Source organism: Streptomyces sp. NPDC000594 (genome assembly GCF_040299965.1).
Lineage (GTDB): Bacteria > Actinomycetota > Actinomycetes > Streptomycetales > Streptomycetaceae > Streptomyces.
The window spans coordinates 251,021-274,825 of the sequence record NZ_JBEPCY010000002.1 but is presented as its reverse complement, the minus strand read 5'-3'; the positions used below and the strand labels follow the sequence as shown (position 1 = coordinate 274,825).

The following is a 23,805-nucleotide window of genomic DNA, read 5'->3' as shown; positions in this document are numbered from 1 at the left end:
GCTCCCTTTCCCGTACCCCCGGGTACAAAAAAGGCCCCTAGACGGACACGCCGTCGATCCGGGCCATCGCGTCATCGGCTCCGTAGGGTTGCAGATAGGGCAGCCAGCGCGGGTCCCGGTGCCCGGTGCCGATGATCCGCCAGGCCAGCCCGCTGGGCGGCGCGGGCTGATGGCGCAGCCGCCAGCCCAGCTCGCGCAGATGCCGGTCCGCCTTGACGTGGTTGCAGTGGCGGCAGGCGGCCACCACGTTGTCCCAGACGTGCAGACCGCCCCGGCTGCGCGGGACGACATGGTCGACGCTGGTGGCGACCCCGCCGCAGTACATGCAGCGCCCTCCGTCACGGGCGAAGAGCGCTTTGCGGGTCAAGGGAACGGGCCCCCGATAGGGGACCCGGACGAATCTCTTGAGGCGGACCACACTGGGCGCGGCGATCACCCGGGTCGCACTGTGCAGAAAGGCGCCGGACTCCTCAAGGCAGAGTGCCTTGTTCTCCAGTACGAGGACGAGCGCGCGGCGGAGCGGTACGACGCCGAGGGGCTCGTACGACGCGTTGAGAACCAGGACGTGCGGCACGGCGGATGCCTCCTTGTACGCCGGCGGCGCGTGGCTCGCGCCGGGACGATCTGTACTCAGTCTCCCCTCAGGCCAGGTCCGAGCGCCACCACGTGGCCGTAACGGGCTCGGAGTGTTGTCCGACACACCATCGGGACACCATCGGGCGATACCTCCCCAACGCCCGGCCCCCCGGATTCATCCCCGGGTGAGACTTGTCTCTCCCTCGAACAGAGCAGCGGGCCGGGCGGGGGTGCCCCGTTACTGTGGTTGGTCTGCCGTACGCAATGCCTGGAGGTCATCCCCCCGTGACCCACGCCCTTCTGTCCCTCCCGCTCTCCCTTCCGCTCTCCCTGCCCGCGCTCCGGCCCGCCGCCGGTGAGGACCCAGCCGCCCCGGCCGCACCCGCGCCCGCCGTCTCCCTGGACGACGCGGCGAAGCAGGCCACGGACGCCGCCGGGTGGGTGGAGCAGAACTGGTCCACCTGGCTGAGCACCGGACTGCGGATCGCGCTGATCCTGGTGGTCGCGCTGGTGCTGCGGATGCTGGTGCGGCGGGCGCTCACCAAGCTGATCGACCGGATGAACCGCTCGGCCCAGGCCGTGGAGGGCAGCGCCCTCGGCGGGCTGCTCGTCAACACCGAGCGGCGGCGCCAGCGGTCGGAGGCGATCGGCTCGGTGCTGCGGTCGGTGGCGTCCTTCCTGATCCTCGGCACCGCCGGGCTGATGATCCTCGGTGTCTTCGCGATCGACCTGGCGCCACTGCTGGCGTCGGCGGGTGTCGCGGGTGTCGCCATCGGTTTCGGCGCCCGCAATCTGGTGACCGACTTCCTCTCCGGTGTCTTCATGATCCTGGAGGACCAGTACGGCGTCGGGGACTCCATCGACGCGGGGGTCGCCTCCGGCGAGGTCGTGGAGGTCGGGCTGCGGGTGACCAAGCTGCGCGGTGTCGACGGCGAGATCTGGTACGTCCGCAACGGCGAGATCAAGCGGATCGGCAACCTCAGCCAGGGCTGGGCGACCGCCACCGTCGATGTGACGGTCCGCCCCTCCGAGGACCTGGACCGGGTCAGCTCGGTGATCGGCGATGTGGCCGACGAGGTGGCCAAGGCGGAGCCGTGGAACGAGCAGCTGTGGGGCCCGGTGGAGACGCTGGGGCTCACCGAGGTGCTGCTGGACTCGATGACCGTACGGATCGCCGCGAAGACGATGCCGGGCAAGGCGCTGGCGGTGGAGCGGGAGCTGCGCTGGCGGATCAAGCGGGCGTTCGACGCGGCGGGCATCCGTATCGTCGGCGGCCTCCCGCTGGCCCCCGACGAGACCCCGTCGGCCGACCCCTCCGCCTCGGTGGCTCCCCCCTCCGCCCTGGCCAGCCCCACCTCCCCGCAGTCCCTGGCCACGGCCCCGATACCGCCGGGCCCGAACCTGACGAAGTAGCCCCTGCTACGGGAGGGCCCGCCGGGCCCTCCCGCGTCAGCGGACCCAGTTCTTCAGCGGCTCGGTGTCCAGGGTGATACCGACCGGTTCGGGCAGGGTGATCTCCTTGCCGAAGGGCACGGTCAGCACGCTCTCGTAGCGGACTCCGTCGGGGTGGCTGTGCACCTTGACCTCACAGCTGTCCCGGTCGATCAGCAGATAGACGGGGATACCGGTCTCGGCGTACGCACGGGGCTTCTCCACCCGGTCCCGCCGGTCGGTGTCGGTGTCGTACGACGTGATCTCCAGGACCATCAGCACCGGCGCCGGATCCGCCCACTCCCCCGCCCCGACGAACGCCTCCGACGCCGCCAGGGTGCCGTCCGGCCGGGCATGCCCCTTGCGGTAGGCCTCGACCCGGAGCCCCTGCCCGGTGGACAGCCACAGCTCGGGGCGGTGCTGAAGACAGATCCTGATGAGCCACTGGACGATGCGCCCATGACCACCGTCGGCGGCCGGCTTGATCCCCAGCTCTCCCTTGACGCACTCCGGGCGTACACCCTCAACCGCGCGCGTCAGGGCCCGCGCGACGCGCTCGAACTCCTCGGGCGCCATCTGCGGCCGAGCCACGGTCGCCTCCTCCTGGTCTCGCTCTCCCTGGCACGGTTCCAGACTCCCACACGGCCCCCGCCGACCACCCGTGTTCGTCTCCTGGCATCGGGTGCACGCCCGTGACGCCGGAGATAACGGATTGGTTGCCCGGCAGGCGTGGACCATTGACGCCCCCCTGGACTCCGGCCTACGTTCCTCCCAGCAGGTTAGGAAAGTTTCCTAACAGTCATCCCCGGGGCCACCCGGGTGACGGCCCGGTGGCGAAGCGGAGAGGCAGGTGCACCATCCATGGCCGGTTCCCATCCCTCCCCGGGAACGACCCCCGGTACACCTCGTGTGCTCCGCGCCATGAACGACCGGGCCGCGCTCGATCTGCTGCTGGAGTACGGGCCCCTCTCCCGTACCACCATCGGAACGCTCACCGGTCTCTCCAAGCCCACCGCCTCCCAGCTGCTGGCCCGGCTGGAGTCCGCCGGGCTGGTCGTCGCCACCGGCACCACCGAGGGGCGGCCGGGGCCCAATGCCCAGCTCTACGCGGTGAACGGGCGGGCCGCCTTCGCCGCCGGGGTCGATGTCACCCCGCTGCGCGTCCGCGCCGCCGTCGCCGACCTCACCGGCCGGACCGTCGGGGAGTTCGAACTCCCCACCCCGGGGCGGCGCGCCGACTCCGCCGTCCTGCGGGTCGGCCGGGCGCTGGAGGGCGCGGTGGCCGCCGCCGGGCTCACCACCGCCGATGTGCACCGGCTGGTGATCGCGACACCCGGCGCCTTCGACCCCTCCACCGGGCGGCTGCGGTACGCCTCCCATCTGCCCGGCTGGCACTCCCCCGCACTGCTGGAGGAGCTGAACACCGCCCTGCCGATGCCGGTGGAGTACGAGAACGACGTCAATCTGGTCGCCGTCGCCGAGCAGCGCCTCGGTGTCGCGCGCGGCCACGACAACTTCGTCCTGCTCTGGAACGAGGAAGGGCTCGGCGCCGCCCTCGTCATCGGCGGGCGGCTGCACCGGGGCTTCACCGGCGGTGCGGGCGAGGTCGGCTTTCTGCCCGTGCCCGGCGTCCCGCTGGTCCGGGGGGTGACCCGGGCCAACAGCGGCGGCTTCCAGGAGCTGGCCGGCGCCCAGGTGCTTCCCGGGCGCGCCCGGGGCCTGGGTGTCGCGGGCGTCGGCCAGGGCCACTACACCAAGGTCGCGGGCGACCTGGTGGCCCGTGCCGCCGAGGACGACTCGGGACCGTACCGGCAGTTCCTGGACGAGTACGCGACCGGCCTGGCCACCGGTCTCGCCTCCCTGGTCGCGGTCCTCGACCCGGAGCTGGTGGTCCTCTCCGGGGAGGCCATCGCCGCCGGTGGCGAACCGCTGCGCGCCCGGGTGGAGGCGGAGCTGACGGAGCTGGCCGCCTCCCGCCCCCGGCTGGTCCTCGGCACCGTACGCGAACACCCCGTCCTGCGCGGGGCGCTGGAGAGCGCCCTGGCCACCACCCGAGACGAGATCTTCGACACCACGATCCCCCGCTGACCCCAGGACGCCAGGACCCCGAGACGCCTGGACCATCTCCTACGACCACGCCACCGAACGCACCACGCTGACCCTACGAAAGACATAGCTCACCACCCCTCAGCCCTCAATAGCCTCAGGGAGACACCGCCATGTCCATACGTGCCAGGAAATCAGCCACCGCCGTCGCCGCCACCGCCGCCATAGCCCTCTTCGCCTCGGCCTGCACCGGGTCCAACGAGGGCGGCACCAATGACGATCCCAAGGCCGAGACCACCCTCACCTTCTGGCACGGCTGGTCCGCGCCCAGTGAGGTCAAGGCCATCAAGGAGAACATCGAGCGCTTCGAGGCGGCGCACAAGAACATCAAGGTGAAGATCGTCGGCAATATGACCGACGACAAGATCAACCAGGCACTGCGCGGCGGCGGCTCCAACGCACCGGACGTGGTCTCCTCCTTCTCCACCACCAGCGTCGGCAAGTTCTGCGCCACGGGCGCCTTCGTCGATCTGAACCCCTTCCTGAAGAAGTCGGCCATCGACCCGGCCAAGGTCTTCCACAAGCCGGTCCTCGACTACACCCAGTTCGAGGGTAATCAGTGCACCCTGCCGCTGCTGGGCGACGCGTACGGCCTGTACTACAACAAGGACGAGTTCAAGAAGGCGGGCATCAAGGCTCCCCCGAAGACCTGGGAGGAGTTCGAGAAGGTCGCCCAGAAGCTCACCAGGGCCAAGGGCGACAGCTTCGAGCAGCTGGGCTTCATGCCCAATTACCACGGGTACGAGACCACGATCTCGCACTATGTCCCGCAGTGGTCGCCGACCTACTTCGACGCCGAGGGCAAGTCCAACATCGCCAAGGACCCCGCCTTCGAGCGCATGATCACCTTCCAGAAGAAGCTGGTCGACTCGCTGGGCGGCTTCGAGAAGCTGAAGAAGTACCGCAACACCTTCGGTGACGAGTGGGGCGCCAAGCACCCCTTCCACACCGGCCAGGTCGCGATGCAGCTCGACGGCGAATGGCGGCTCGGTATGGCCAAGGACGCCGGGGTGAAGTTCGAGATCGGCACCGCCCCGCTGCCCGTACCGGAGGACCAGATAGCCGACTACGGCAAGGGATATCTCGCCGGCACCATCATCGGTATCGCCTCCACCAGCAAGAAGCAGAACGCCGCCTGGGAGCTGGTGAAGTACATGACCACCGACACCGACGCGGTGGTGGCCTTCTCCAACGGCATCCGGAACGTGCCCTCCACCATCGAGGCGCTGAAGTCGCCCGATCTGAAGCACGCGCCCGAATTCCAGACGTTCATCGACATCGCCCAGCACCCCAAGTCCAACACCAGCCCGGCCAATGTCGACGGCGGCTCGTACCACACCACCCTCCAGGACGTGGGGCTGCGCTATGAGTCGGGCAAGCTGAAGGACCTCAAGGCGGGTCTGGAGAAGGCCGCTCAGCAGATCGATACCGACATCGCCAAGCTGAAGTGACCGTACCGCCACCATGACGACTCACACCCTGCGTTCGAAGCGCCGCCGGTCGGCGCTTCGGACCCTGGCCTTCCTCTCGCCCTGGTTGATCGGTTTCAGCGTCTTCTTCGCCTATCCGCTGATCTCGACCGTGTACTTCTCGTTCATGAAGTACGACGGCTTCCGTCCGCCCGAGTTCATCGGCCTGGACAACTGGTCGTATGTCTTCAACGACTACCCCATGTTCTGGCCCGCACTGCGCAACACCCTGTGGCTGGTGCTGGTGATGGTCACCTGCCGGGTCGCCTTCGGGCTGGGCGTCGGCATTCTGATCACCAAGATCAAGACCGGGACCGGGGTCTTCCGGACCCTCTTCTACCTCCCCTATCTCGCCCCGCCCGTCGCCGCGACGCTGGCCTTCGTCTTTCTGCTCAACCCCGGCACGGGCCCCGTCAACACGGTCCTGGAGTCGATCGGGCTCTCGCCCCCGACCTGGTTCACCGACCCCGCCTGGTCCAAGCCCGCCCTCACCCTGCTGGCGGTCTGGGGCATCGGCGATCTGATGGTGATCTTCATGGCCGCCCTGCTGGACGTCCCCAAGGAGCAGTACGAGGCCGCCCAGCTCGACGGCGCCTCCCCCTGGCAGCAGTTCCGCTTCGTCACCCTGCCGAACATCTCGCCGATCGTGCTCTTCGCCGTGGTGACCGGGGTCATCGCCACCATGCAGTACTACACCCAGCCCCTGGTCGCGGCGAAGGTCGCCTCCGGGAACATGGGCGGCAGCGGCCAGATCTTCGAACCCGGGTATCCCGAGAAGTCCACCCTGACCCTGCCGCAGATCATCTATAACGCCGGTTTCCAGCGGTTCGACTACGGAGCGGCGGCCGTCGTCGCCCTGGTGCTCTTCGCGCTCGCCATGGTCTTCACCTCCCTGCTGATGCGCCGGCGTGGCGGCCTCATCCGGATGGGGGACTGATTCCATGGCCCAGGTACTCGACCGAGAGCCCGTCCGCAAGGACGCCCCGCCGACCCAGGCGGCACGGACCGCCCGCCGCCGGGCGCTGCTCCACTGGATCGCGGTGCACTCCCTCGGCATAGCCGCCGCGCTCTTCTTCGTCCTGCCCTTCGTCTTCGTGGTCCTGACCTCGCTGATGAGCAATCAGCAGACCCTCACCCGCGATCTCATCCCGACCACCTGGGAGTGGGGCAACTACGCCAAGGTGCTGGACACCCCCGGCTTCCTCACCTGGTGGCGCAACACCCTGATCTACGCCGGCCTGGGCACGGTCCTCACCGTCGTCTCCTCGATCCCGGTGGCCTACGCCCTCGCCAAGTTCCGCTTCCGGGGGCAGCGGACGGCCATGATGCTGGTCATCTCGATGATGATGCTGCCACCGCAGGTGATCATCGTCCCGATGTATCTGTTCTGGGCCAAGGAGCTGGAGCTGACCGGGACGCTCTGGCCGCTGATCATCCCGATGGCGTTCGGCGACGCCTTCGCCATCTTCCTGCTGCGGCAGTTCCTGCTGACCATCCCCAACGAGTACCTCGACTCGGCGCGGGTCGACGGCTGCGGCGAGGTGCGCACCCTGCTCAAGGTGGTGATCCCGATGGCGAAGCCCGGCATCGCCGCCGTCGCCCTCTTCCAGTTCTTCTACGCCTGGAACGACTACTTCGGACCGCAGATCTACGCGTCCGAGAACCCCGCGGCCTGGACGCTCAGCTATGGACTGGAGTCGTTCAAGGGCGCGCACCATACCGACTGGAACCTGACAATGGCCGCGACCGTCATGGTCATGGCCCCTGTGATCCTCGTCTTCTTCTTCGCCCAAAAGGCGTTTGTCGAGGGCGTCACACTGACCGGAGTGAAGGGCTAAAGGAAAGAAATGAAGCTGGCAGTCGTGGGTGGCGGATCCACCTATACCCCCGAGTTGATCGACGGCTTCGCCCGATTGCGGGAGACCCTCCCCATCAGCGAACTGGTGCTCATCGACCCGGCGGCCGACCGGCTGGAACTCGTCGGCGGGCTCGCCCGGCGCATCTTCGCCAAGCAGGGCCACAGCGGGACCATCACCACCACCTCCGATGTGGACAAGGGCGTCGCGGACGCCGACGCCGTCCTGCTCCAGCTGCGCGTCGGCGGACAGGCGGCCAGGCTCCAGGACGAGACCTGGCCGCTGGAGTGCGGCTGTGTGGGCCAGGAGACCACCGGCGCGGGCGGCCTCGCCAAGGCGCTGCGGACCGTACCCGTCGTCCTGGACATCGCGGAGCGGGTCCGGCGTACCAACCCCAACGCCTGGATCATCGACTTCACCAACCCGGTGGGCATCGTCACCCGGGCGCTGCTCCAGGCCGGCCACAAGGCCGTCGGGCTCTGCAATGTCGCCATCGGCTTCCAGCGGCGGTTCGCCAAGCTGCTGGAGGTCGAACCCGGCCAGGTGCACCTCGACCATGTCGGGCTGAACCATCTGACCTGGGAGACCGGGGTACGGATCGGCGGCCCCGAGGGCGAGGACCTGCTGCCGGGCCTGCTCGCCGAGCACGGCGCCTCGATCGCCGAGAACCTCAGCCTGCCGCACCCGCTGATCGACCGGCTCGGTGTGGTCCCCTCGTACTATCTCCGCTACTTCTACGCCCACGACGAGGTGGTACGGGAGCTGCGGACCAAGCCCTCCCGGGCGGCCGAGGTGGCCGCGATGGAGAAGGAACTGCTGGAGCTGTACGGCGACCCGACGCTGGACACCAAGCCGGAGCTGCTGGCCAAGCGGGGCGGCGCCTTCTACTCGGAGGCGGCCGTGGACCTCGCCGCCTCGCTGCTCGGCGGGGGCGGCAGCCCGTACCAGGTGGTCAACACCCGTAACGGCGGCACCCTGCCGTTCCTCCCGGACGACGCCGTGATCGAGGTCCAGGCCTCGGTCGGCCGCGACGGTGCGACCCCGCTCCCCGTGAGCCGGGTCGACCCGCTCTTCGCGGGGCTGATCTCGCAGGTGACGGCGTACGAGGACCTGGCCCTCGACGCGGCTCTGCGGGGCGGTCGCGACCGGGTCTTCAAGGCGCTGCTCTCCCACCCGCTGGTCGGGCAGTACGAGTACGCCGAGGCCCTGACCGACCAGCTGGTCGCGCACAACCGGGAGCATCTCGCGTGGGCCTGACCGCTTCCGTCCTCGCCGTCGACGCCGGTAACAGCAAGTCCGACGTGGCCCTGGTGGGCCCCGACGGCACGGTGCTGGGGTCGGCGCGGGGACACCATGGCTTCCAGCCGCCGCTGGTGGGTATCGACACCGCCGTCGATCTGCTCGGCGGAACCGTCGAGCGGGCGCTGGCCGACGCCCGGGAGCGGGGCTTCGCCGTCGACGCGGTCGAGCATGTCTCGGCCTGTCTCGCCAACGCCGACCTCCCGGTGGAGGAGGCGGAGCTGAGCGAAGCCCTCCAGGCGCGCGGCTGGGGCCGCTCGGTCCAGGTCCGCAATGACACCTTCGCGCTGTTGCGGGCCGGGCTGGACGAGCCGCGCGGGGTCGCGGTGGTCTGCGGCGCGGGCATCAACTGCGTCGGCATGCTCCCGGACGGCCGGGTCGCCCGGTTCCCCGCGATCGGCAAGATCTCGGGCGACTGGGGCGGCGGGCACGGCCTGGCGCTGGAGGCCCTCTGGTACGCGGCCCGCGCCGACGACGGTCGCGGGGAGCCGACGGAGCTGGCCCGTACGCTGCCCGCGCACTACGGCGTGGACTCCATGATCGCGCTGATCGAGGCGCTGCACCGGGGGGACATTCCGTCCCACCGGACCCATGAGGCGACCCCGGTGCTCTTCGCGACCGGCGCGGCGGGCGATCCCATCGCCCGCTATCTGGTGCGGCGGCTCGCCCAGGAGGTCGTGGCGATGTCCACGGTGGCGCTCGGCCGGCTGGGGCTGCTGGACGAGGAGGTTCCGGTGCTCCTCGGCGGCAGTGTGCTGGCCGCGCGCCACCCCGAGCTGGACGAGCAGATCTCCACGCTGCTCGCGGCGAAGGCGCCGAAGGCGGTGGTCAAGGTGGTGACCGCGCCGCCGGTCCTGGGCGCGGCCCTCCTCGGCTTCGACCACACCGGCGCCCCTGCGGAGGCCCGCGCCCGCCTCCGCGCCCACTACGAGGGCGCCTGACCCTCCGCGCTCCCCTCGGCCCCGGGACCCTCGACGGTCCCGGGGCCGAGGGGATCAAGAAGACCTGGCCCCTCCGGAAGTTTTCGGCACGACGGAGTGACAGCGTCAGACTCTCACCAGTTCTCCGACCAATACAGGGCGTTCATGGCCGCACGTACGGGGGCCGCTCCATTACGCTTGAAGACCGGTCGGGCCGGTCGATTTTGGTAGACCTGCCGGTAAGTGCCTCTGGTGACCTCGTTGACGGTCTCGTGGGCCCAGCCGTTGCCCGCGTGATACCACACCTGGTGTTTCGCCGACATGCCCAGAGCGGACTGGTCCAGGTAGTAGTCGTCCGCCGCACCGATGACGGTCCAGTCGGTCCTCTGAGCCGACTGCGGGTTCTTGCCCGCCCAGTTGAGGAACGGGGAGTTGGGCCGCATCTCGCGGCACTGGGTGGTCGGCTGAAACAGTACGCAGAAGCGGCTCGGGAAGAGGCCTTCGTGCGGGGTGGCGATGGTGACCGCGTCCTCGACGTGAATGTAGTCAGGCCATCCGGACAACCGACGCTGAACCCCGGTGACGGCGGCCCGGGCAATCAGGCCGCCCATGGAATGCCCGATGAGGTCCACGGACTTTCCGTACCGCGAGTAGCGGTTGTGGATGTCCCACGCAAGATTCCGCCCCAGCTCCCGGATGGATGTGTTCTTGTCGCCCGAGGCGATGGAAACGTTGCAGTTCGTGTCCCCGGCGTAGAACCCGACGAGGTGCAGGGGACCGGACCAGCCTTCCCTTTTGAAGAAATTCCGGGCAGGCGCCCAGGAATCCAGACAGCTGACGCCTGTGCCGCTTTCCCTGACACCCATGTACCCCTTGAGAAAATACACAGGTTCGTTGACCGAGTTGTCCCGAGGCGGCACAGCGGTGACCGCCTCGGAGCCCTTTCCAAGACTGCTGTCCGCTGTGGCGGACGGTGCTGTCACTGCTCCCACGGCCAGTGTCGATACCATTGCCACCACTGTGGTGACAAGGCCGAACGCTCTGGGTAACGGCATTGCTCCTCCTTGGTGCTCGCAGAGTGTGTTGTGGTCTCACTCAGCTGCTGGTGCCATTCGGATCTCATCTGCTGCCGCAACCATCCGAGCCAGGGCGGGCGAGTGCCCCGCCCATGCTGCGGCGTCCGTCGATCGGGGCGGCGAGCAGGTGCTCCAACCGTCTTCTCCAGCAGCGGCATCAGCCTTCGGGGAAGCTGTACGGTCGCATGCGACCAGCCGCTCCCGAGGGAGCGAATCTCTCCACGGTGGGCAGCGGTGGTGGGGACCGTCGCTGTGGTGATTGCGGGCATGACGCTCCCTTCAGTGAGCGTGGTGTCGGCTGGTACGGCGGGCGGCCGGCAGAATCTGTACGGGCCGCCGCGAAGCCGTGCCCAAGAGTCTGCCGCCGGGACAACACCGCTGTCTCGCTACCGAGAGCTATCACCCGGCTCGGAGCGGGGCGGCGCACGGAGCGATGGCCGGACCCGAGCCGGACCGAGCCCAGCACCAGGTGCTTCGCCAAGCCAGGAGTGTTCACCGCCCCGGGAAGGACGGGGCAAATCCCGGCGTGAAGCGGAAGGCGACCGTATCGTTCGGAGGATTCCCTACGAGTAGACCTGGTCCATCCGAGGGAGGCTTCGTACTTATCTCGTACCGGCTTCTTCGGTTCCTCGCCGGAGAGCCCCTGGTCCATCGGTTCCCTCTCCATGGTTGCCCTCAGGCTGCTGTCGGCTCTCGCGGCGGGGTCAGTGTGCGGCGGGCACTGACCTACCTGAAGCCGGGGGACAGTACGCCGCCCACCCACCACTTGCCCCACCCTGGGAACGCCTGTTCTTCGCCGGTGGCACCACCCGCCGCACAACACACAACGGTTCAATTCAGCCCCTCCGGCGTTTGAGGAGCAGGGGTTCGGGGGCTGGCCCCCGATGTCTGGCCGAGGCTGCTCGGGGCCCGGTCCTCAAGCCCTTGGTGTCTCGGTACGGTACGAGCGGCCGAGCTCCGGACCGAGCCCGAAGTAGTGCCGGAAGTTGTAGATGAGCGGGCTCCAGGCGGCGGGATCGATGTGGTCCGTACCCGGCACGACGATCCGGGAGTCCGCGTGCACCTTGCACACCCCCGCCTCGACGATGACGAACTCCCCGGAGACATCCGGCCGCACCCGCTCCGCACGGGCCTCCAACTGGATCGGGCACCCGGCGACGCGAGGCGGCCGGACCAGCTGGGAGGGCTCGGCGGTCAGGCCTGCGGCGGCGAACTTGTCCGGCTCGAAGCGGCAGCCCTCGGGCTTGCCGGAAGGCACTGGATTCCGGCCGGTCAGTGGCGCCAGCCGCTCCACGGCCGGCCACTGGGAGGGCGCCGGCAGGCTGATGACCAGGTCCGGGCGGCTGCCGAGGTTGTACGCGGTCTGCCCCGCACGGCCCAGTCCGATCACCACCGTCTTCCCGAGGGCCCATGCGGACGACATCGGGGCGAGGTTGAACGAGCCGTCCTGATTCTCGGTCGACAGGAGCACCACGGGTGTCCCGAAGTAGAGGATGCTCGGCTCGATCTCCAGATGGGTGGCGACGGTCGGTGCGGGCAGGGTGCCGGAAGGTGCCGTGTTCATGGCGAGGAGCCTAGGATCCGCGTATTTCGGCCGGGGCCGAAGTGTCACGGGGGACAATGGACCGTATGGACACGCAGCGCACCCAGGCAGCCGGTCCTGACCTGGCTACCGTGGCGAAGCTTCTGGCGGACGGTACGCGGGCGGGCTTCTGTCTGGCCCTCCTCGACGGCCGGGCCTGGACGGCGACGGAATTGGCACGTCATATGGGGGTGGCGCCCTCGACCGCGACGGAGCACCTGCACGCGCTCGTCCGGGGAAACCTGCTGGCCGAGGAGCGGCAGGGCCGCCACCGCTATGTGCGTCTGGCCGGTCCGCACGTGGCCGAGCTGATCGAGAGCCTCGCCGCGCTGGCCCCCGGGCGCACCCCGGCCCCCCGTTCCCTGTCGGCCTCCGGCCGCCGCCAGGCCCTCGCCCACGCCCGCACCTGCTACGACCACCTCGCCGGGACCGTCGGGGTCGCCATCACCGATGCGATGCTCGAACGAGGGCTGCTGGACCTGGAGCACGGGCTCGGACTCACCGGCGCCGGAGCGGCCTGGCTCGAAGACCTCGGCATCACCGTCCCGACCGGCACGCGCCGCCCGTCGGTACGGTCCTGCCTGGACTGGACCGAACGCCGGGCGCACCTGGCGGGCGCGGTGGGTGCGGCGCTGTGTCGTCACGCGTTTGACGCGGGCTGGATCACTCCTGTCGGTACGACGCGGGCGGTGGCGGTCACGTCTGTCGGCCGGGAGGCGCTCCACCGCCGTCTCGGCGTGTCCGAGGAACTCCTTTCACGGAAGCAGGCCCCGGGGGTCCCCCAAACCTAGCCTCTCCGGCGCTTGAGGAGCGGGGTTCGGGGCTGGCCCCGACGGGTGCCCGAGGCTGCTCGGGGCTCGGGTCCGTCCTCAAGCGCCGGACGGGCTGAGTTTGTGCGGGCAGCCCTTGCCATGAGGGTTGGGGCGAGGTGACTCGCAGGTGCGGGGGCGGGGGCCTCCGGGCTCACCTCCTCGGGGCCGGCAGACTGAGGAGAAGGTCTAGCTCGGGGGCCGTCCGCCGGTCCCCTGCGGGGGCGACCCTGCACCCCCCGACCTCGTGTCACGAGGAACGGGCCCCGGGGGTGCGGGCGGTCCGCGACTGGGGTCAGAGAAGGTCCGGCTCGGGCGATTCGTGCTCGTGGGACCAGCGGGCGACCTTCCGCGCCTCGGCCATCTCCGCCTCCGTGGCCAGGAGGTGGTCCAGCCGTCCGGCCCGGAGGTCGGTGGCGAAGACGGTGAGAGCGACCCGGGACACGATCAGCGCGGGCTGAGGGCTGTCGCAGTCCCGCAGCCGGATCATGCGCAGGCCGTAGGGTCCGTCGGGGGCGGGTGTGGCGTTGAGGGACATGGCTGTCTCCCTTGAGGGTGGGGGTGGGTTCTACGGGTGGGCCCCGGCCGTCCGTGCGGGGGTGGACGGCCGGGGCCCTGGGGCCTGCCCAGGGCAGGGGTGAGGGCGGACCCCGCTTGAAGCCGCCCTCCGTGGCACCGGTGAGAGGAACACCGCTGAACCTGCCGGTGCCACGGAGGACGGGGTCTCTAGAGCCGCTCGGCCAGGCTCATCGCGTGCAGGCCGACCGAGAACGACCACGCCGCGAGCATCGCCACCGTGCGGGCTATCGACCTGCCTCGTCGCTCTCGCACGAATGTGCCTTTCTGACCGTGTCGTGGAACGGACCGAACCGCGTACGGAGAGCGTGCTCCTGCCGTATCCGCAGGCGAAGCGCTCGCAGCAGAGGACTGTCCCCCTGCGGTGCGTCCAATTCCGGGACGGAATGCCAACCCATAGCGCTCCCCTCCATATCGGATTGAATCCCGGGCGAGTTCAGAGTGGACTACAGTCGTGCGCATCTTCAACTGATCCCATTCGACAGAAGAGTTGGGGGTGCCATGGAATGGTGAACCGCAAGGAGTTAAATCCCGAGAGGTCACCGCGCGAGAGGTTCGGCCAGTACGTACGGGCGATGCGGGATGAGCGCGGCTGGACACAGGAGGAGCTGGCGCGGCGCCTCGGGTGCTCCGACGCGCACATCTCTGCCGTGGAAACTGGTCGCAGGCCAGCAACTCCACAATTTGCCAGGAAATTGGATCGCGCGTTCGGTACGGGAGATCGCCTCGAACGCCAGAGCCAAGCAGCTCGGCCCGCCGCATTGCTGGAAGGCTTCCCGGAGTACGTCGGGTACGAAGGCCGGGCGGCAGAGATCCGGCTCTACGAAGTGGGAGTGATACCGGGGCTGCTCCAGACACCGGAGTACGCGTCCGCCCTGGGGGACAGCACCGTGAAGAGGGGCGTCGCCCTACGGGAACAGGCCGACGAACGAGTGGCGCTGATCGCGCAGCGCCAGGCATCACTCACGCGCATGCCAGCCCCGCAGGTCTTTGTGGTGCTCGACGAGAGCTGCCTCCTCCGCCCCATCGGGGACGGCACCCTGATGGGCGCCCAATTCACGCGCTTGCTGGAGTTCGCGGAGCGGCCGAACACCGTGCTTCAGGTCGCTCCGTTCAGCATCGGGGTCCGCCGTCCCATGACGTTGCCGGTGACCGTCCTCACGATGCCGGACCGCACGCTCATGTCGTACGCGGAGTCCGCGAACCGTGGCCATCTTGAGCGGGAAAGTGCATCGGTGCTTCCCATCCTGGGCGACTACCATCAGCTCCAAGCCGAATCGCTGCCGCGAGCAGCGTCCTTGGAGATGATCCGCAAGTTGCGAAAGGGCACCTCGTGACGACCGAGTCCCCCCGTTGGTTCAAGTCTTCGTACAGCGAGAACGGCGGCCAGTGCGTCGAAGCTGCCGCGAACCTCGTCGCGTCGTGTGGCGTCGTCCCGGTTCGTGACAGCAAGGTGATCGACGGGCCAGTCCTGATGGTCTCCACCAACGCGTTCACCGGCCTCGTGACCATGGCCCGGTCCGCCGACCTGTAGCAGCGGAACGCACAGCAGCCCCGCACCCTCCGTCGAACGAAGGATGCGGAGCTGCCTGCTGCCGTCAGACAGACAGAGGCGGCGGCGCGGGGACCACCGCAGGCGTGGACATGCCGTTCTCGTCCAGTGCGACCCAGTCCAACTCGACCCGGCGGACCAGGACTCCGGGAAAGTCCTCGAAGCGCTCCAGGGCATCCGCGATGGCCTCGGTGAGGCCCACGGCAGGGACGACGCAGAGGAAACCGGAGTAGCCCGGCCCTTCGATCAGCCCGACCTCACCGTCTGCGAATCTGTCCAGCCCATCGAGGAAATCCTTCTGCTCCGGGCTGAGCACGGTGTCAAGGATGAGAGTGAAGTACCAGTCACGCATGGCCTGTGTGCTTCCTTGTGAAGGTGTCAATGCGGTTCGCCTCTCCTCCGGCGCTTCGAGGGGTGCAGTACACCGTGATGTGGTCGGTGCACGGACAGCAGAGCACCCAGCCCCACCGATGGCGGTTCTTGTCGTGCGTCACCTTGAGCCCCGCCGCCTCCGCGCGCTTGAGCGCCGCTTCCACGTCCTTCTTCTGGTGCCGGTCACCAAGTCCCATGCCACCACGTACTAACGCCCCGGCCACGGCACCGGCGGCCGAACCAGGGGCGAGTCCCCCGAAGGAGCTACGCGGGCCTGCGGACACCGGCCCGCACCGGTCTCGGAAGAATGATCGACTTTCCCGGCCGCATCGGATAGGTGTACGACGTGGAGGGTGAGACGCCGACCGGAACGACAGGGGCGCCGTACTCCGGGGCGCCTCGGCGGAGTTCGCGCCGGGGGAATCCGTTTCCGGCACGAGAAGGCCGTGAACAACTTCCTCCATCTCGCCCCCTGGGTGCTGGGGTTCGGTCCCGGACCCTTCTTCGGCAAGGAGGCGTCCGGAGTGTTCACCCTCTTCCCCGGAGGGTTCTCCGCCCGTGGCGACTACGGCCTGGAAGGTCTCAAACTCGGGGTCGAGGCCCTGCTCGCCCTCGCTCTGGCCCACGGCGGCGCCCGCGCCCGCAAGCACCGCTCCTTCAGCCGCTAGGACTTGTCCGGCCGATCATGTTCGGAGCCAAATGGTGAGGGCTGCGGCGGTCGCTGTCCCGAGGTAGATGTAGCCGCGTTTGTCGTAGCGGGTGGCGACGGCTCTGGCGTGCTTGAGCCGGTTGATGGCTCGTTCGATGGTGTTGCGTGAGCTTGGCGGTGAGCCCGCACGATCGTGGAGTCGACCGGGATGTCCCAGTCGATCTCCCCTGCCGCGTCGGCCTCGGCCTGGACCTGCTGGAGCAGTCGTTCCCAGGTTCCGTCGGCCGACCACAGGCGATGGTGTTCGTAGACCGTCTTCCACGGGCCGAACCGTTCGGGCAGGTCACGCCAGTGAACGCCGCTCCGGACCCGGTGCGGAATCCCGTCGATCACCTGCCGGTGATCCCGCCATCTGCCACAACGCCCGTTGCCGACCGGCAGGAACGGCCGCAGCCGCTCCCACTCGGCATCACTCAGATCACCCCGCCCCATGCCCACATCAACGACAGGACCGGGAAGCAGTCACATGATCGACCGGACAAGTCCTAGCCGTAGGAGGCGGCCTAGGGGGCGCCGTCGGAGGTCCCGCCGGGCGTCGTGTGGAGGATCTCGCGGGCCTGGTCGGCGGCGCGGGCGATGCTCTCGGAGACGAAGTCCACGTAGCGGGCGATGTTCTCCAGGCGCGTGGCGGCCGGGGTGTCGGGGCCGAGGACGCCGACGCCCTGCCGGGCGATGTCGCCCAGGTGGGCGGTGGCCCGGGCGCTGGCCATCGTGGACTGGTACATGACGTCGTCGTCGACGACGTAGCGCTCACGGCGGTGGTCGTCGCGTTCGCGGCGGATCAGGCCCTGGCTGCCGAGGAACGTGACCGCTTTGGAGACGGACGCGGGGCTGATCCGGAGGCGTCCGGCGAGTTCGGAGGCGGTGAGGCTGCCCGCGTCGGTGGTGTAGAGGCTGGCCAGGACCCGGGCCGTCATCCTGGGCAGGCCCGACTGCATGAAGACGGTGGCGAACGTCTCCTCGTACTCGCGCACCGCTTCGGCGTCGCGCCCGTGGGTCTGCGGGGGCGTGCCGAGGTCCGGGGCCGTCGTGGTCTTCTTGCGGCGGTGGGCGCGGCGTTCGGTGGCGCGGTGGGCGAGGTCCGCGCGGTAGGCGGCGAGGCCGCCGTTGCGCATGACCTCGCGGGTGACGGTCGAGGTCGGGCGGTCCAGCCCTCTGGCGATCTCCGCGTAGGAGAGGTCGTCGGCCAGTCCCAGCGCGATCCGCTGGCGTTCCTGCTGGGTGAGTCGGCCTCCTGGCATCGCATTCTCCTCCGTGATCGTCCGTGGGCTCCCCACAGTAGCGTTCACTTTCGATTCATTGCAACGCGCCACGCTTGATCGTTGCGTTAAAACTTCCCCCATTGCAATGAATTCACCGCCCTGAGCTGCGGTTATGTCAATTCATCGCAACTATGCAATTGCCAGATCTGGAAATGCAACGTAGCTTTTCCCTCATCAGAAACATCAGCGGAAGGGCAGTACGATGCAGAAGTTCGACACCCCCACCCCGGTCACCGTCATCCTGGACGTCCCCGCCGGCGACATCCGTCTCATCGCCGCCGACCGGGCCGACACCACCGTCGAGGTCCTCCCCAAGAACCCGTCCGCGGGCCGCGACGCGAAGGCCGCGGAGCGCACGGAGGTCGTCTACGGCGACAACGTCCTGCGGATCACCGCCCCGCAGGCGGACAACCAGGTCTTCGGCCCCTCCGGATCCGTCGAGGTCACGGTCCAGCTGCCCGCGGGATCCCACGTCGAGGCGAACGCGGCCCTCGCCGGGCTGCGGGGCGTCGGACGGCTCGGCGACGTCACCTTCGAGACCGCTCAGGGCACGGTCAAGCTCGACGAGGCCGCGAGCGTCCGGCTGACCCTCCAGTCGGGCGACGTCACAGTCGGCCGTCTGGGCGGCGACGCGGACATCAGCACCCAGAAGGGCGACCTCCGCGTCGACGAGGCCGTGCGCGGCACGGTCACGCTGCGCACCGAGCACGGCGAGATCTCCGTCGCCGCCGCCCGTGGGGTCTCCGCCTCCCTGGACGCCGGCACCTCCTACGGCCGGATCCACAACACGCTCCGGAACGCCGACGGCGCCGACGCCGCCCTCACCGTCCACGCCACCACCGGCTACGGCGACATCAGCGCGCGCAGCCTCTGACGCGGACACACACCCCGCGCCGATCCGGCCCGTTCACCCGCACTCTCCCCTCAGACCTGAAGGAGCACCCACCATGTCCCTCACCCTTGGCGACCAGGACCGTCCCGAGCTGCGGAAGCTCATCGAGGGGATGATCGAGTCCGGCTTCACCGGTGTGACGATGCGCCTGCACGACGAACAGGGCGAATGGGTCGGCAGCGCCGGGGCGCGCGAGCTGGGCGGGACCGAGAAGCCCCCGGTGGACGGGTACGTCCGGATAGGCAGCAACACCAAGACCTTCACCGCGGCCTTGGTGCTGCGGCTGGTGGCCGAAGGCGCGATCGAGCTGGACGCCCCGGCCGCCGACCACCTGCCCGGGTTCGGGCTGGACCCGCGGATCACGGTGCGGATGCTGCTGCGGCACACCAGCGGGGTGTTCAACTTCACCGGCGAATACCACGCCGACGGGACCTTCACCCCGGGGATCCCCGCCACGAACACGGGCCAGGAGTGGGTGGACAAGCGGTTCACGGCCTACCAGCCGGAGGAACTGGTGCGACTGGCCCTGTCCCGGCCCGCACGGTTCGAGCCGGGAACGGGCTGGAGCTACTCCAACACCAACTACGTCCTGCTCAGGCTGCTGGTCGAGAAGGCCACCGGCCGCTCCTTCGCCGGGGAGATGCGGCGACTGGTCCTGGAGCCGCTCGGACTGTCGGACACCCTGGTGCCGGACGGCGACCCGGAGCTGCCCGAGCCGCACGCCCGCGCCTACTACCGGTACGAGGACGCCGGGCGGACGGAGACCGTCGACGTCACCCGGCACGACCCCTCCTGGATCTCGACCGGCGGAGACATGATCTCCACCACCCGGGACCTCCACACGTTCATCTCCTCGCTGCTGAGCGGCAAGCTGCTGCCCGCCCCGCTGCTGGCCGAGATGTGTGAGCCGCACCCCGAGACCGGCTACGGCCTGGGCCTGTTCGTCCAGCAGGCGAGCGGGAACGGCGGCACCATCATCACCCACAACGGCGGCGTGGCGGGCCACGGAGCGCTGATGTACAGCACGGCCGACGGCGGCAAGACCCTAATCGCCGCGCTGAACTACGTGGACGACGCGGCGCTGTCCCTCGCCGAGGCGTTCCAGAAGGCCGTGGCACAGCTCGTCGAGGAGGTGTTCGGCGGCCAGGACACCCCGGCAGCCGAACGGTGATCCTCATCCGGCCAGGTAGAACACGTCGCTGGAGCGGGCGGCGGGCTCATGGTGGGGGTGGAACGGGGAACCGCCCTCCGGCTGGTGCCGGAGGGCGGTTCCCCGTCGAGGGGATCGTCCGGCCAGGCCCCGGGCGCGGGTCAGCTGAGGGTGTTCAGCAGCGCCTCTTCGACGTGGTCGGCGGCGTTGCGGTGGCCGAGGGCGTTGGGGTGCACGAGGGACGGCTGGCCAGGAAGGGTAACGGCTTCCGCCTGCGGGATCACCTACAGCGGCGGTACGGGGACGACTGCCGCCGTCACCATGTCGTTGTACTCCAGGGCGATCGGGTCCAACTCGACGGACCGCACCAGGACACCGGGGAAGTCCTTGAATCGCGCCAGCGCGTCGGCGATGGCCTGTGTCAGCGTCTCCGCCTCGAAGGAGCAGGTGAACCAGGAGCGCTCGGGTGACTCGACCAGCGAGATCCGCCCGTCGTGGAAGCCGACCACCTGGGCCAGGGCGTCGGACTGTTCCTCGGTGATGACGTCCCTCAGAACCAGGCTGAAGTACCAGTTACGCACAGGTGCGGTGCTGCCTGACAAAGCCATCGATATACCTCGCCTCTTCGCTCGGGTTCTGCGGTGTACAGGACACCGTGCGTCGCTGGCTGCACGGACAGCACAGCACGAAGCCCCACTGATGCCCGTTCTTCACCCGGGTCACCTTGAGCCCCGCCGCCTCCGCGCGCCTCAGCGCCGCTTCCACGTCCTTCTTCTGGTGCCGGTCACCAAGTCCCATGCCACCACGTACTAACGCCCCGGCCACGGCACCGACGGCCGAACCAGGGGCGAGTCGCCCGAAGGAGCTACGCCGGCCGGCGGAGGCGCCCGTAGCCTGGCGCGATGGATCATATTCGTCGAACAGTCGGCTCCGGCTCGCCACTCGAACCCCGCATCGGCTTCTCCCGGGCGGTCCGCAAAGGAGGGCATGTCGCCGTCGCCGGTACCGCTCCCCTCGGGGAGGACGGGGCGACCGTGGGGCGCGGGGATGTCCATGCCCAGACCGTCAGGTGTCTGGACATCGCGGAGGCCGCGCTGAAGGCGGCGGGGGCTTCGCTGGAGGACGTCGTGCGGACCCGCGTCATGCTCACCGATGTGACCCGTTGGGAAGAGGCCGCGCGGGCGCACGGGGAGCGGTTCGCGTCGGTGCGGCCGGCCTGCACCTTTGTCGAGGTCTCACGCTTCATCGATCCCGATTGGCTCGTCGAGGTGGAGCTCGACGCCATCGTCGACTGACTCCCGGGAGGGCCCCGCCGACGGCGGGAACGGACGAGCCGGCGCCCCGTCGGCCCCCGCCGGTATGACCGGAGACCGGGCGGAACGGAACCGATCTTGGGGTTGTGGCGTATTCAGTGTGGGGAGACCGGGGCAGAAGGATGATCGCGGCGGGGGGCCGCGACCACTGCCGTCCGGAGAACAAGATCGCAGCAATCGGCTGTGCTTTTCGGCCGACTTGGCCATACTGCTGGCCAAGTGGCCTCCCCGACCCGGCAGCGGGCCACTGTCAGCGACCGAGGGGGAAGCCAGGTGACACCACCGCAGGGGGAGCCCGCCACGCACCGGCAGCCGGCGCCCGCGAGACGGCCGCCGAAGGCCACGGCCCCCGTGCCCGTACCCGTACCCGTACCGGCAGAGAAGCCCGTACCGGCAAAGAAGACCGAGGCACGGGAGCGGCCGGTGCCCGGGGCCGGGCGGGCCGTCGCGCGGGGGGCCGTCGCCGGGGCCGGGCAGTGGCTGCGGAGTACCGCGACCACCGAGCCCGGCCGGCTGCGGATCATCGGGGCCGTTCTCGCCGCCCTGGTCGTCGCCTTCGGCGCGGTCACCGCGCTGGAGGTCACCGACCGCACCGCCGCCGCCGGGGACGTGGTCAGCCGCAGCCAGCCGCTCAGCGCCGACGCCGCCTCCGTCTACCGTTCCCTCGCCGCCGCCGACACCGCCGCCTCCAGCGGCTTCCTCGCCGGTGCCGTCAAGGAGCCCCCCGAGGTCCGCGACCGGTACGAGGAGCACATCGCGCGCGCCTCCCGGCTGCTGGTCACCGCCGCCACCCACACCGACGCCACCAGCGCGTCCGGCCGTCAGATCGCCACCCTCAACGAAGGGCTGCCCGTCTACACCGGCCGGATCGAGACCGCCCGCGCCTACAACCGTCAGGGGCTGCCGCTCGGCGGCGCGTATCTCCGTTTCGCCAATGAGCAGATGACCCGGGTACTGCTGCCCGCCGCCGAGCGGCTGTACGAGGCCGAGGCCGACCGGCTCGGCGCCGACGAGCGGGAGGCCGCGCTCTGGCCCACGCTGTCGCTGGCCGTCGGGGCCGCGGCGCTCGGCGGGCTCGGCTGGGCCCAGGTGCGGCTGAGCCGCCGTACCAACCGGATCCTCAACCCCGGGCTGCTGGCCGCCACCGCGGCCACCGCCGCCGCGCTGCTCTGGCTCACCGTCGCGCACGCCCTCGCCCGCGCCGAGCTGACCGAGGCCAGATCCGACGGGCAGGCGTCGCTCGAAGTCCTCACCACCGCGCGGATAGAGTCGCTGAAGGCCCGCGCCAATGAGAACCTCGTCCTCGTCGCCCGGGGCGCGGTGCTCACCGACGACAACAAGAACGACCGGTACGAGACGGAGTTCGCCACCGGGATGGACCGGCTGGAGGCCGGGCTCGACGCGGCGCTCCAGCTGGCCGACGACGACACGGGCCGCGCCCCGGTGCGTGAGGCCGCCCTGAAGGTCACCGGCTGGCAGACCCGCCACGCCGAGGCGAGCAAGGCCGACCAGGACGGGGACTACGAGAAGGCGCTGCGGAAGGTCATCGGCCCGGTGAACTCCACCGGCCTCTCCTTCGACGAGGTGGACGACGCGCTGGAGCGGGCCATCGACCATGAGCAGCGGGAGTTCACCCGGGCCGCCGAGGCCGGCCGGGACAGCTTCGCCCTGCTGCCCGCCGGGGCGGCGGCGCTCGGGGTGCTCGGCGCGTGGGGTGCCGTCCTGGGCGTCAACCGCAGGCTGGCGGAGTACCGGTGAGCGGAAGCGCGAGGAGAGGGGGAGAGATGACGGACCGGGCCATCGAAGCCGGGGGCACCGGCGGGAGCCGGGAAGGACACCGGAGCGGGCGCCGCGGGCTGCGCGGCTGGGGCGGCGTGGCGGGCATGGCCGCCGCCTGCGCGCTGACCATCGCCGCCACCCTGCTCCCGCTCTCCTGGGGCGCGGCCGGAGCCCCGGCCCCGGACTCCCGGACCGGCGGGCCGCCCCCGGTCACCCTGACCGCGGCGGAGAAGTGCACCGAGCCCGAACGGTCGCTGCGCCCCTCCCCGGAGGACGGGCCCACGATCCGGGCGATCAGGAAGCGCGGCTATCTGATCGTCGGCGTGGACCAGAACAGCTACCGCTGGGGCTACCGCGATCCGATCTCGGGCGACATCAAGGGCTTCGACATCGACCTCGCCCGCACCATCGCCGAGGATCTGCTCGGCAGCCGGAAGGCCGTGGTCTTCCGCGCGGTCTCCACCAACCAGCGTGTTTCCGCCCTCGACTCGGAGCGCGTCGACATCGTGGTGCGCACCATGACGATCAACTGCAAGCGGATCAAGCAGGTCGCCTTCTCCACCGCCTACTTCCGGACCGGCCAGCAGATCCTCGCGCCCGAGGAATCCGACATCACCGGGTGGAACAGCTCGCTGCGGGGCAAGCGGCTCTGCACGGCGGAGGGTTCGACCGCGACCGACGCCCTGGCGGAGGAGACCCAGGGCGCGGTCCACCGCGACCGCAACGACGGCAACCCCGCCGACGAGGACCTCCTCACCGTCCCCAACCAGCTGGACTGTCTGGTGCGGATCCAGGAGGGCCTGGCCGACGCCGTGCTCACCGACAGCGCCCTCGCCGCGGGCCAGGCGGCCCAGGACCCGGCGATGGAGCTGAAGGGCGTCCCCTTCAAGTTCCAGTACTACGGCGTGGCCACCAAGCTGGGCAAGGAGGACCTGGTGCGCCGGATCAACAAGGTGCTGGAGGAGTACCGCTCCGACGGCTCCTGGATCAAGGCGTACCGGCACTGGCTCGCCAAGGACCTGCCCGGGATCACGAGGCCCCCGGACCCCAAGTACCACGAACGGGAGAGGTGATCG

At 69.7% G+C, this 23,805-nt stretch carries 26 protein-coding genes; 16 read left to right on the top strand and 10 right to left on the bottom strand.

Translation table 11 applies throughout. From position 1 onward, the window contains the following. Positions 1 to 37: 37 nt before the first annotated feature. Positions 38 to 574 carry an HNH endonuclease gene (locus tag ABT354_RS03940; RefSeq protein ID WP_351488604.1) on the bottom strand — a complete coding sequence of 179 codons (537 nt, stop codon included), beginning with the start codon at positions 572 to 574 and terminating at the stop codon, positions 38 to 40. 332 nt (positions 575 to 906) lie between these two features. On the opposite strand from ABT354_RS03940, the gene ABT354_RS03935 reads away from it, so the two are divergent. Then, positions 907 to 1,989, top strand: a complete 1,083-nt coding sequence (locus ABT354_RS03935) for a mechanosensitive ion channel family protein (RefSeq protein ID WP_502983327.1) — start codon at positions 907 to 909, stop codon at positions 1,987 to 1,989. 36 nt (positions 1,990 to 2,025) lie between these two features. Here ABT354_RS03935 and ABT354_RS03930 read toward each other — a convergent pair whose 3' ends face one another. Further along, entirely contained in the window at positions 2,026 to 2,583 is a 558-nt protein-coding gene (locus ABT354_RS03930; RefSeq protein ID WP_351489176.1) for a Uma2 family endonuclease, read from the bottom strand. Positions 2,584 to 2,868: 285 nt separating this feature from the next. Between ABT354_RS03930 and ABT354_RS03925 the strand changes: the two genes are divergently transcribed. The 6 genes from ABT354_RS03925 to ABT354_RS03900 all read left to right on the top strand — a co-directional run bounded on the left by ABT354_RS03925 (position 2,869) and on the right by ABT354_RS03900 (position 9,678). Further along, positions 2,869 to 4,095, top strand: coding sequence for an ROK family transcriptional regulator (locus tag ABT354_RS03925; RefSeq protein WP_351488598.1), 1,227 nt, complete (start codon positions 2,869 to 2,871; stop codon positions 4,093 to 4,095). Between the two features lie 131 nt (positions 4,096 to 4,226). Continuing rightward, a complete protein-coding gene (locus ABT354_RS03920) occupies positions 4,227 to 5,564 on the top strand; it encodes an ABC transporter substrate-binding protein (protein WP_351488596.1) in 1,338 nt (445 codons plus the stop codon). A 13-nt stretch (positions 5,565 to 5,577) separates the two neighbouring features. Next, a complete protein-coding gene (locus ABT354_RS03915) occupies positions 5,578 to 6,519 on the top strand; it encodes a carbohydrate ABC transporter permease (RefSeq protein WP_351488594.1) in 942 nt (313 codons plus the stop codon). Between the two features lie 4 nt (positions 6,520 to 6,523). Beyond that, the gene (locus ABT354_RS03910) at positions 6,524 to 7,420 is read left to right on the top strand and encodes a carbohydrate ABC transporter permease (RefSeq protein ID WP_351488592.1); all 897 of its coding nucleotides are present in this window, start codon (positions 6,524 to 6,526) and stop codon (positions 7,418 to 7,420) included. Positions 7,421 to 7,429: 9 nt separating this feature from the next. Continuing rightward, positions 7,430 to 8,695: a 6-phospho-beta-glucosidase gene (locus tag ABT354_RS03905; protein ID WP_351488589.1), complete on the top strand. Its 1,266-nt coding sequence runs from the start codon at positions 7,430 to 7,432 to the stop codon at positions 8,693 to 8,695. After that, positions 8,686 to 9,678, top strand: a complete 993-nt coding sequence (locus ABT354_RS03900; protein ID WP_351488586.1) for an N-acetylglucosamine kinase — start codon at positions 8,686 to 8,688, stop codon at positions 9,676 to 9,678. The genes ABT354_RS03905 and ABT354_RS03900 overlap by 10 nt, the downstream gene beginning before the upstream one ends. Before the next feature lie 113 nt (positions 9,679 to 9,791). Here ABT354_RS03900 and ABT354_RS03895 read toward each other — a convergent pair whose 3' ends face one another. Further along, positions 9,792 to 10,712 carry an esterase/lipase family protein gene (locus ABT354_RS03895; protein ID WP_351488583.1) on the bottom strand — a complete coding sequence of 307 codons (921 nt, stop codon included), beginning with the start codon at positions 10,710 to 10,712 and terminating at the stop codon, positions 9,792 to 9,794. Positions 10,713 to 11,649: 937 nt separating this feature from the next. Then, the gene (locus ABT354_RS03890; protein ID WP_351488580.1) at positions 11,650 to 12,297 is read right to left on the bottom strand and encodes a flavin reductase family protein; all 648 of its coding nucleotides are present in this window, start codon (positions 12,295 to 12,297) and stop codon (positions 11,650 to 11,652) included. Between the two features lie 56 nt (positions 12,298 to 12,353). Here ABT354_RS03890 and ABT354_RS03885 point away from each other — a divergent pair, with 56 nt between their 5' ends. Next, on the top strand, positions 12,354 to 13,106 hold the full coding sequence (locus ABT354_RS03885) for an ArsR/SmtB family transcription factor (RefSeq protein WP_351488577.1): 753 nt from the start codon (positions 12,354 to 12,356) through the stop codon (positions 13,104 to 13,106). 313 nt (positions 13,107 to 13,419) lie between these two features. Here ABT354_RS03885 and ABT354_RS03880 read toward each other — a convergent pair whose 3' ends face one another. Next, positions 13,420 to 13,662 (bottom strand): hypothetical protein, encoded by a 243-nt coding sequence (locus ABT354_RS03880; protein WP_351488575.1) that lies wholly within the window; start codon positions 13,660 to 13,662, stop codon positions 13,420 to 13,422. Between the two features lie 544 nt (positions 13,663 to 14,206). Here ABT354_RS03880 and ABT354_RS03875 point away from each other — a divergent pair. Continuing rightward, on the top strand, positions 14,207 to 15,037 hold the full coding sequence (locus ABT354_RS03875; protein WP_351488572.1) for a helix-turn-helix domain-containing protein: 831 nt from the start codon (positions 14,207 to 14,209) through the stop codon (positions 15,035 to 15,037). Continuing rightward, positions 15,034 to 15,234: a DUF397 domain-containing protein gene (locus ABT354_RS03870; protein WP_351488569.1), complete on the top strand. Its 201-nt coding sequence runs from the start codon at positions 15,034 to 15,036 to the stop codon at positions 15,232 to 15,234. Before ABT354_RS03875 ends, ABT354_RS03870 begins: the two co-directional genes overlap by 4 nt. A 64-nt stretch (positions 15,235 to 15,298) precedes the next feature. Here ABT354_RS03870 and ABT354_RS03865 read toward each other — a convergent pair whose 3' ends face one another. Together ABT354_RS03865 and ABT354_RS03860 are read right to left on the bottom strand one after the other, a co-directional pair. Then, positions 15,299 to 15,604 carry a hypothetical protein gene (locus tag ABT354_RS03865; protein WP_351488566.1) on the bottom strand — a complete coding sequence of 102 codons (306 nt, stop codon included), beginning with the start codon at positions 15,602 to 15,604 and terminating at the stop codon, positions 15,299 to 15,301. Next, on the bottom strand, positions 15,597 to 15,821 hold the full coding sequence (locus ABT354_RS03860) for a hypothetical protein (RefSeq protein ID WP_351488563.1): 225 nt from the start codon (positions 15,819 to 15,821) through the stop codon (positions 15,597 to 15,599). Before ABT354_RS03860 ends, ABT354_RS03865 begins: the two co-directional genes overlap by 8 nt. Positions 15,822 to 16,070: 249 nt before the next feature. On the opposite strand from ABT354_RS03860, the gene ABT354_RS03855 reads away from it, so the two are divergent. After that, a complete protein-coding gene (locus ABT354_RS03855) occupies positions 16,071 to 16,292 on the top strand; it encodes a hypothetical protein (RefSeq protein ID WP_351488560.1) in 222 nt (73 codons plus the stop codon). On the opposite strand, the gene ABT354_RS03850 is transcribed toward ABT354_RS03855, so the two are convergent. Both ABT354_RS03850 and ABT354_RS03845 read right to left on the bottom strand, forming a co-directional pair. Beyond that, on the bottom strand, positions 16,289 to 16,765 hold the full coding sequence (locus ABT354_RS03850; protein WP_502983312.1) for an IS5 family transposase: 477 nt from the start codon (positions 16,763 to 16,765) through the stop codon (positions 16,289 to 16,291). The genes ABT354_RS03855 and ABT354_RS03850 overlap by 4 nt on opposite strands. Before the next feature lie 71 nt (positions 16,766 to 16,836). Then, on the bottom strand, positions 16,837 to 17,574 hold the full coding sequence (locus ABT354_RS03845; protein WP_351488557.1) for a GbsR/MarR family transcriptional regulator: 738 nt from the start codon (positions 17,572 to 17,574) through the stop codon (positions 16,837 to 16,839). Positions 17,575 to 17,797: 223 nt separating this feature from the next. On the opposite strand from ABT354_RS03845, the gene ABT354_RS03840 reads away from it, so the two are divergent. Both ABT354_RS03840 and ABT354_RS03835 read left to right on the top strand, forming a co-directional pair. Further along, positions 17,798 to 18,469, top strand: a complete 672-nt coding sequence (locus ABT354_RS03840; protein ID WP_351488554.1) for a DUF4097 family beta strand repeat-containing protein — start codon at positions 17,798 to 17,800, stop codon at positions 18,467 to 18,469. Positions 18,470 to 18,542: 73 nt separating this feature from the next. After that, positions 18,543 to 19,658: a serine hydrolase domain-containing protein gene (locus ABT354_RS03835; protein WP_351488551.1), complete on the top strand. Its 1,116-nt coding sequence runs from the start codon at positions 18,543 to 18,545 to the stop codon at positions 19,656 to 19,658. A 263-nt stretch (positions 19,659 to 19,921) separates the two neighbouring features. On the opposite strand, the gene ABT354_RS03830 is transcribed toward ABT354_RS03835, so the two are convergent. Continuing rightward, on the bottom strand, positions 19,922 to 20,245 hold the full coding sequence (locus ABT354_RS03830; RefSeq protein ID WP_351488548.1) for a hypothetical protein: 324 nt from the start codon (positions 20,243 to 20,245) through the stop codon (positions 19,922 to 19,924). Between the two features lie 294 nt (positions 20,246 to 20,539). On the opposite strand from ABT354_RS03830, the gene ABT354_RS03820 reads away from it, so the two are divergent. The 3 genes from ABT354_RS03820 (at position 20,540) to ABT354_RS03810 (ending at position 23,802) form a co-directional block, all read left to right on the top strand. After that, positions 20,540 to 20,932, top strand: a complete 393-nt coding sequence (locus ABT354_RS03820; RefSeq protein ID WP_351488543.1) for a RidA family protein — start codon at positions 20,540 to 20,542, stop codon at positions 20,930 to 20,932. Positions 20,933 to 21,223: 291 nt separating this feature from the next. Further along, on the top strand, positions 21,224 to 22,708 hold the full coding sequence (locus tag ABT354_RS03815; protein WP_502983311.1) for a GlnX family signal transduction membrane protein: 1,485 nt from the start codon (positions 21,224 to 21,226) through the stop codon (positions 22,706 to 22,708). Positions 22,709 to 22,734: 26 nt separating this feature from the next. After that, positions 22,735 to 23,802: a glutamate ABC transporter substrate-binding protein gene (locus ABT354_RS03810; RefSeq protein ID WP_351488540.1), complete on the top strand. Its 1,068-nt coding sequence runs from the start codon at positions 22,735 to 22,737 to the stop codon at positions 23,800 to 23,802. Positions 23,803 to 23,805: the final 3 nt, after the last annotated feature.

Bases quoted from the DNA above. Each gene is read 5' to 3' on its own strand.
- ABT354_RS03930 (WP_351489176.1), bottom strand. From the start codon at position 2,583: ATGGCGCCCGAGGAGTTCGAGCGCGTCGCGCGGGCCCTGACGCGCGCG.
- ABT354_RS03925 (WP_351488598.1), top strand. From the start codon at position 2,869: ATGGCCGGTTCCCATCCCTCCCCGGGAACGACCCCCGGTACACCTCGT.
- ABT354_RS03920 (WP_351488596.1), top strand. From the start codon at position 4,227: ATGTCCATACGTGCCAGGAAATCAGCCACCGCCGTCGCCGCCACCGCC.
- ABT354_RS03915 (WP_351488594.1), top strand. From the start codon at position 5,578: ATGACGACTCACACCCTGCGTTCGAAGCGCCGCCGGTCGGCGCTTCGG.
- ABT354_RS03910 (WP_351488592.1), top strand. From the start codon at position 6,524: ATGGCCCAGGTACTCGACCGAGAGCCCGTCCGCAAGGACGCCCCGCCG.
- ABT354_RS03905 (WP_351488589.1), top strand. From the start codon at position 7,430: ATGAAGCTGGCAGTCGTGGGTGGCGGATCCACCTATACCCCCGAGTTG.
- ABT354_RS03895 (WP_351488583.1), bottom strand. From the start codon at position 10,712: ATGCCGTTACCCAGAGCGTTCGGCCTTGTCACCACAGTGGTGGCAATG.
- ABT354_RS03890 (WP_351488580.1), bottom strand. From the start codon at position 12,297: ATGAACACGGCACCTTCCGGCACCCTGCCCGCACCGACCGTCGCCACC.
- ABT354_RS03885 (WP_351488577.1), top strand. From the start codon at position 12,354: ATGGACCGTATGGACACGCAGCGCACCCAGGCAGCCGGTCCTGACCTG.
- ABT354_RS03880 (WP_351488575.1), bottom strand. From the start codon at position 13,662: ATGTCCCTCAACGCCACACCCGCCCCCGACGGACCCTACGGCCTGCGC.
- ABT354_RS03875 (WP_351488572.1), top strand. From the start codon at position 14,207: ATGGTGAACCGCAAGGAGTTAAATCCCGAGAGGTCACCGCGCGAGAGG.
- ABT354_RS03865 (WP_351488566.1), bottom strand. From the start codon at position 15,604: ATGCGTGACTGGTACTTCACTCTCATCCTTGACACCGTGCTCAGCCCG.
- ABT354_RS03860 (WP_351488563.1), bottom strand. From the start codon at position 15,821: ATGGGACTTGGTGACCGGCACCAGAAGAAGGACGTGGAAGCGGCGCTC.
- ABT354_RS03850 (WP_502983312.1), bottom strand. From the start codon at position 16,765: ATGGGGCGGGGTGATCTGAGTGATGCCGAGTGGGAGCGGCTGCGGCCG.
- ABT354_RS03845 (WP_351488557.1), bottom strand. From the start codon at position 17,574: ATGCCAGGAGGCCGACTCACCCAGCAGGAACGCCAGCGGATCGCGCTG.
- ABT354_RS03840 (WP_351488554.1), top strand. From the start codon at position 17,798: ATGCAGAAGTTCGACACCCCCACCCCGGTCACCGTCATCCTGGACGTC.
- ABT354_RS03835 (WP_351488551.1), top strand. From the start codon at position 18,543: ATGTCCCTCACCCTTGGCGACCAGGACCGTCCCGAGCTGCGGAAGCTC.
- ABT354_RS03830 (WP_351488548.1), bottom strand. From the start codon at position 20,245: ATGGCTTTGTCAGGCAGCACCGCACCTGTGCGTAACTGGTACTTCAGC.
- ABT354_RS03820 (WP_351488543.1), top strand. From the start codon at position 20,540: ATGGATCATATTCGTCGAACAGTCGGCTCCGGCTCGCCACTCGAACCC.
- ABT354_RS03810 (WP_351488540.1), top strand. From the start codon at position 22,735: ATGACGGACCGGGCCATCGAAGCCGGGGGCACCGGCGGGAGCCGGGAA.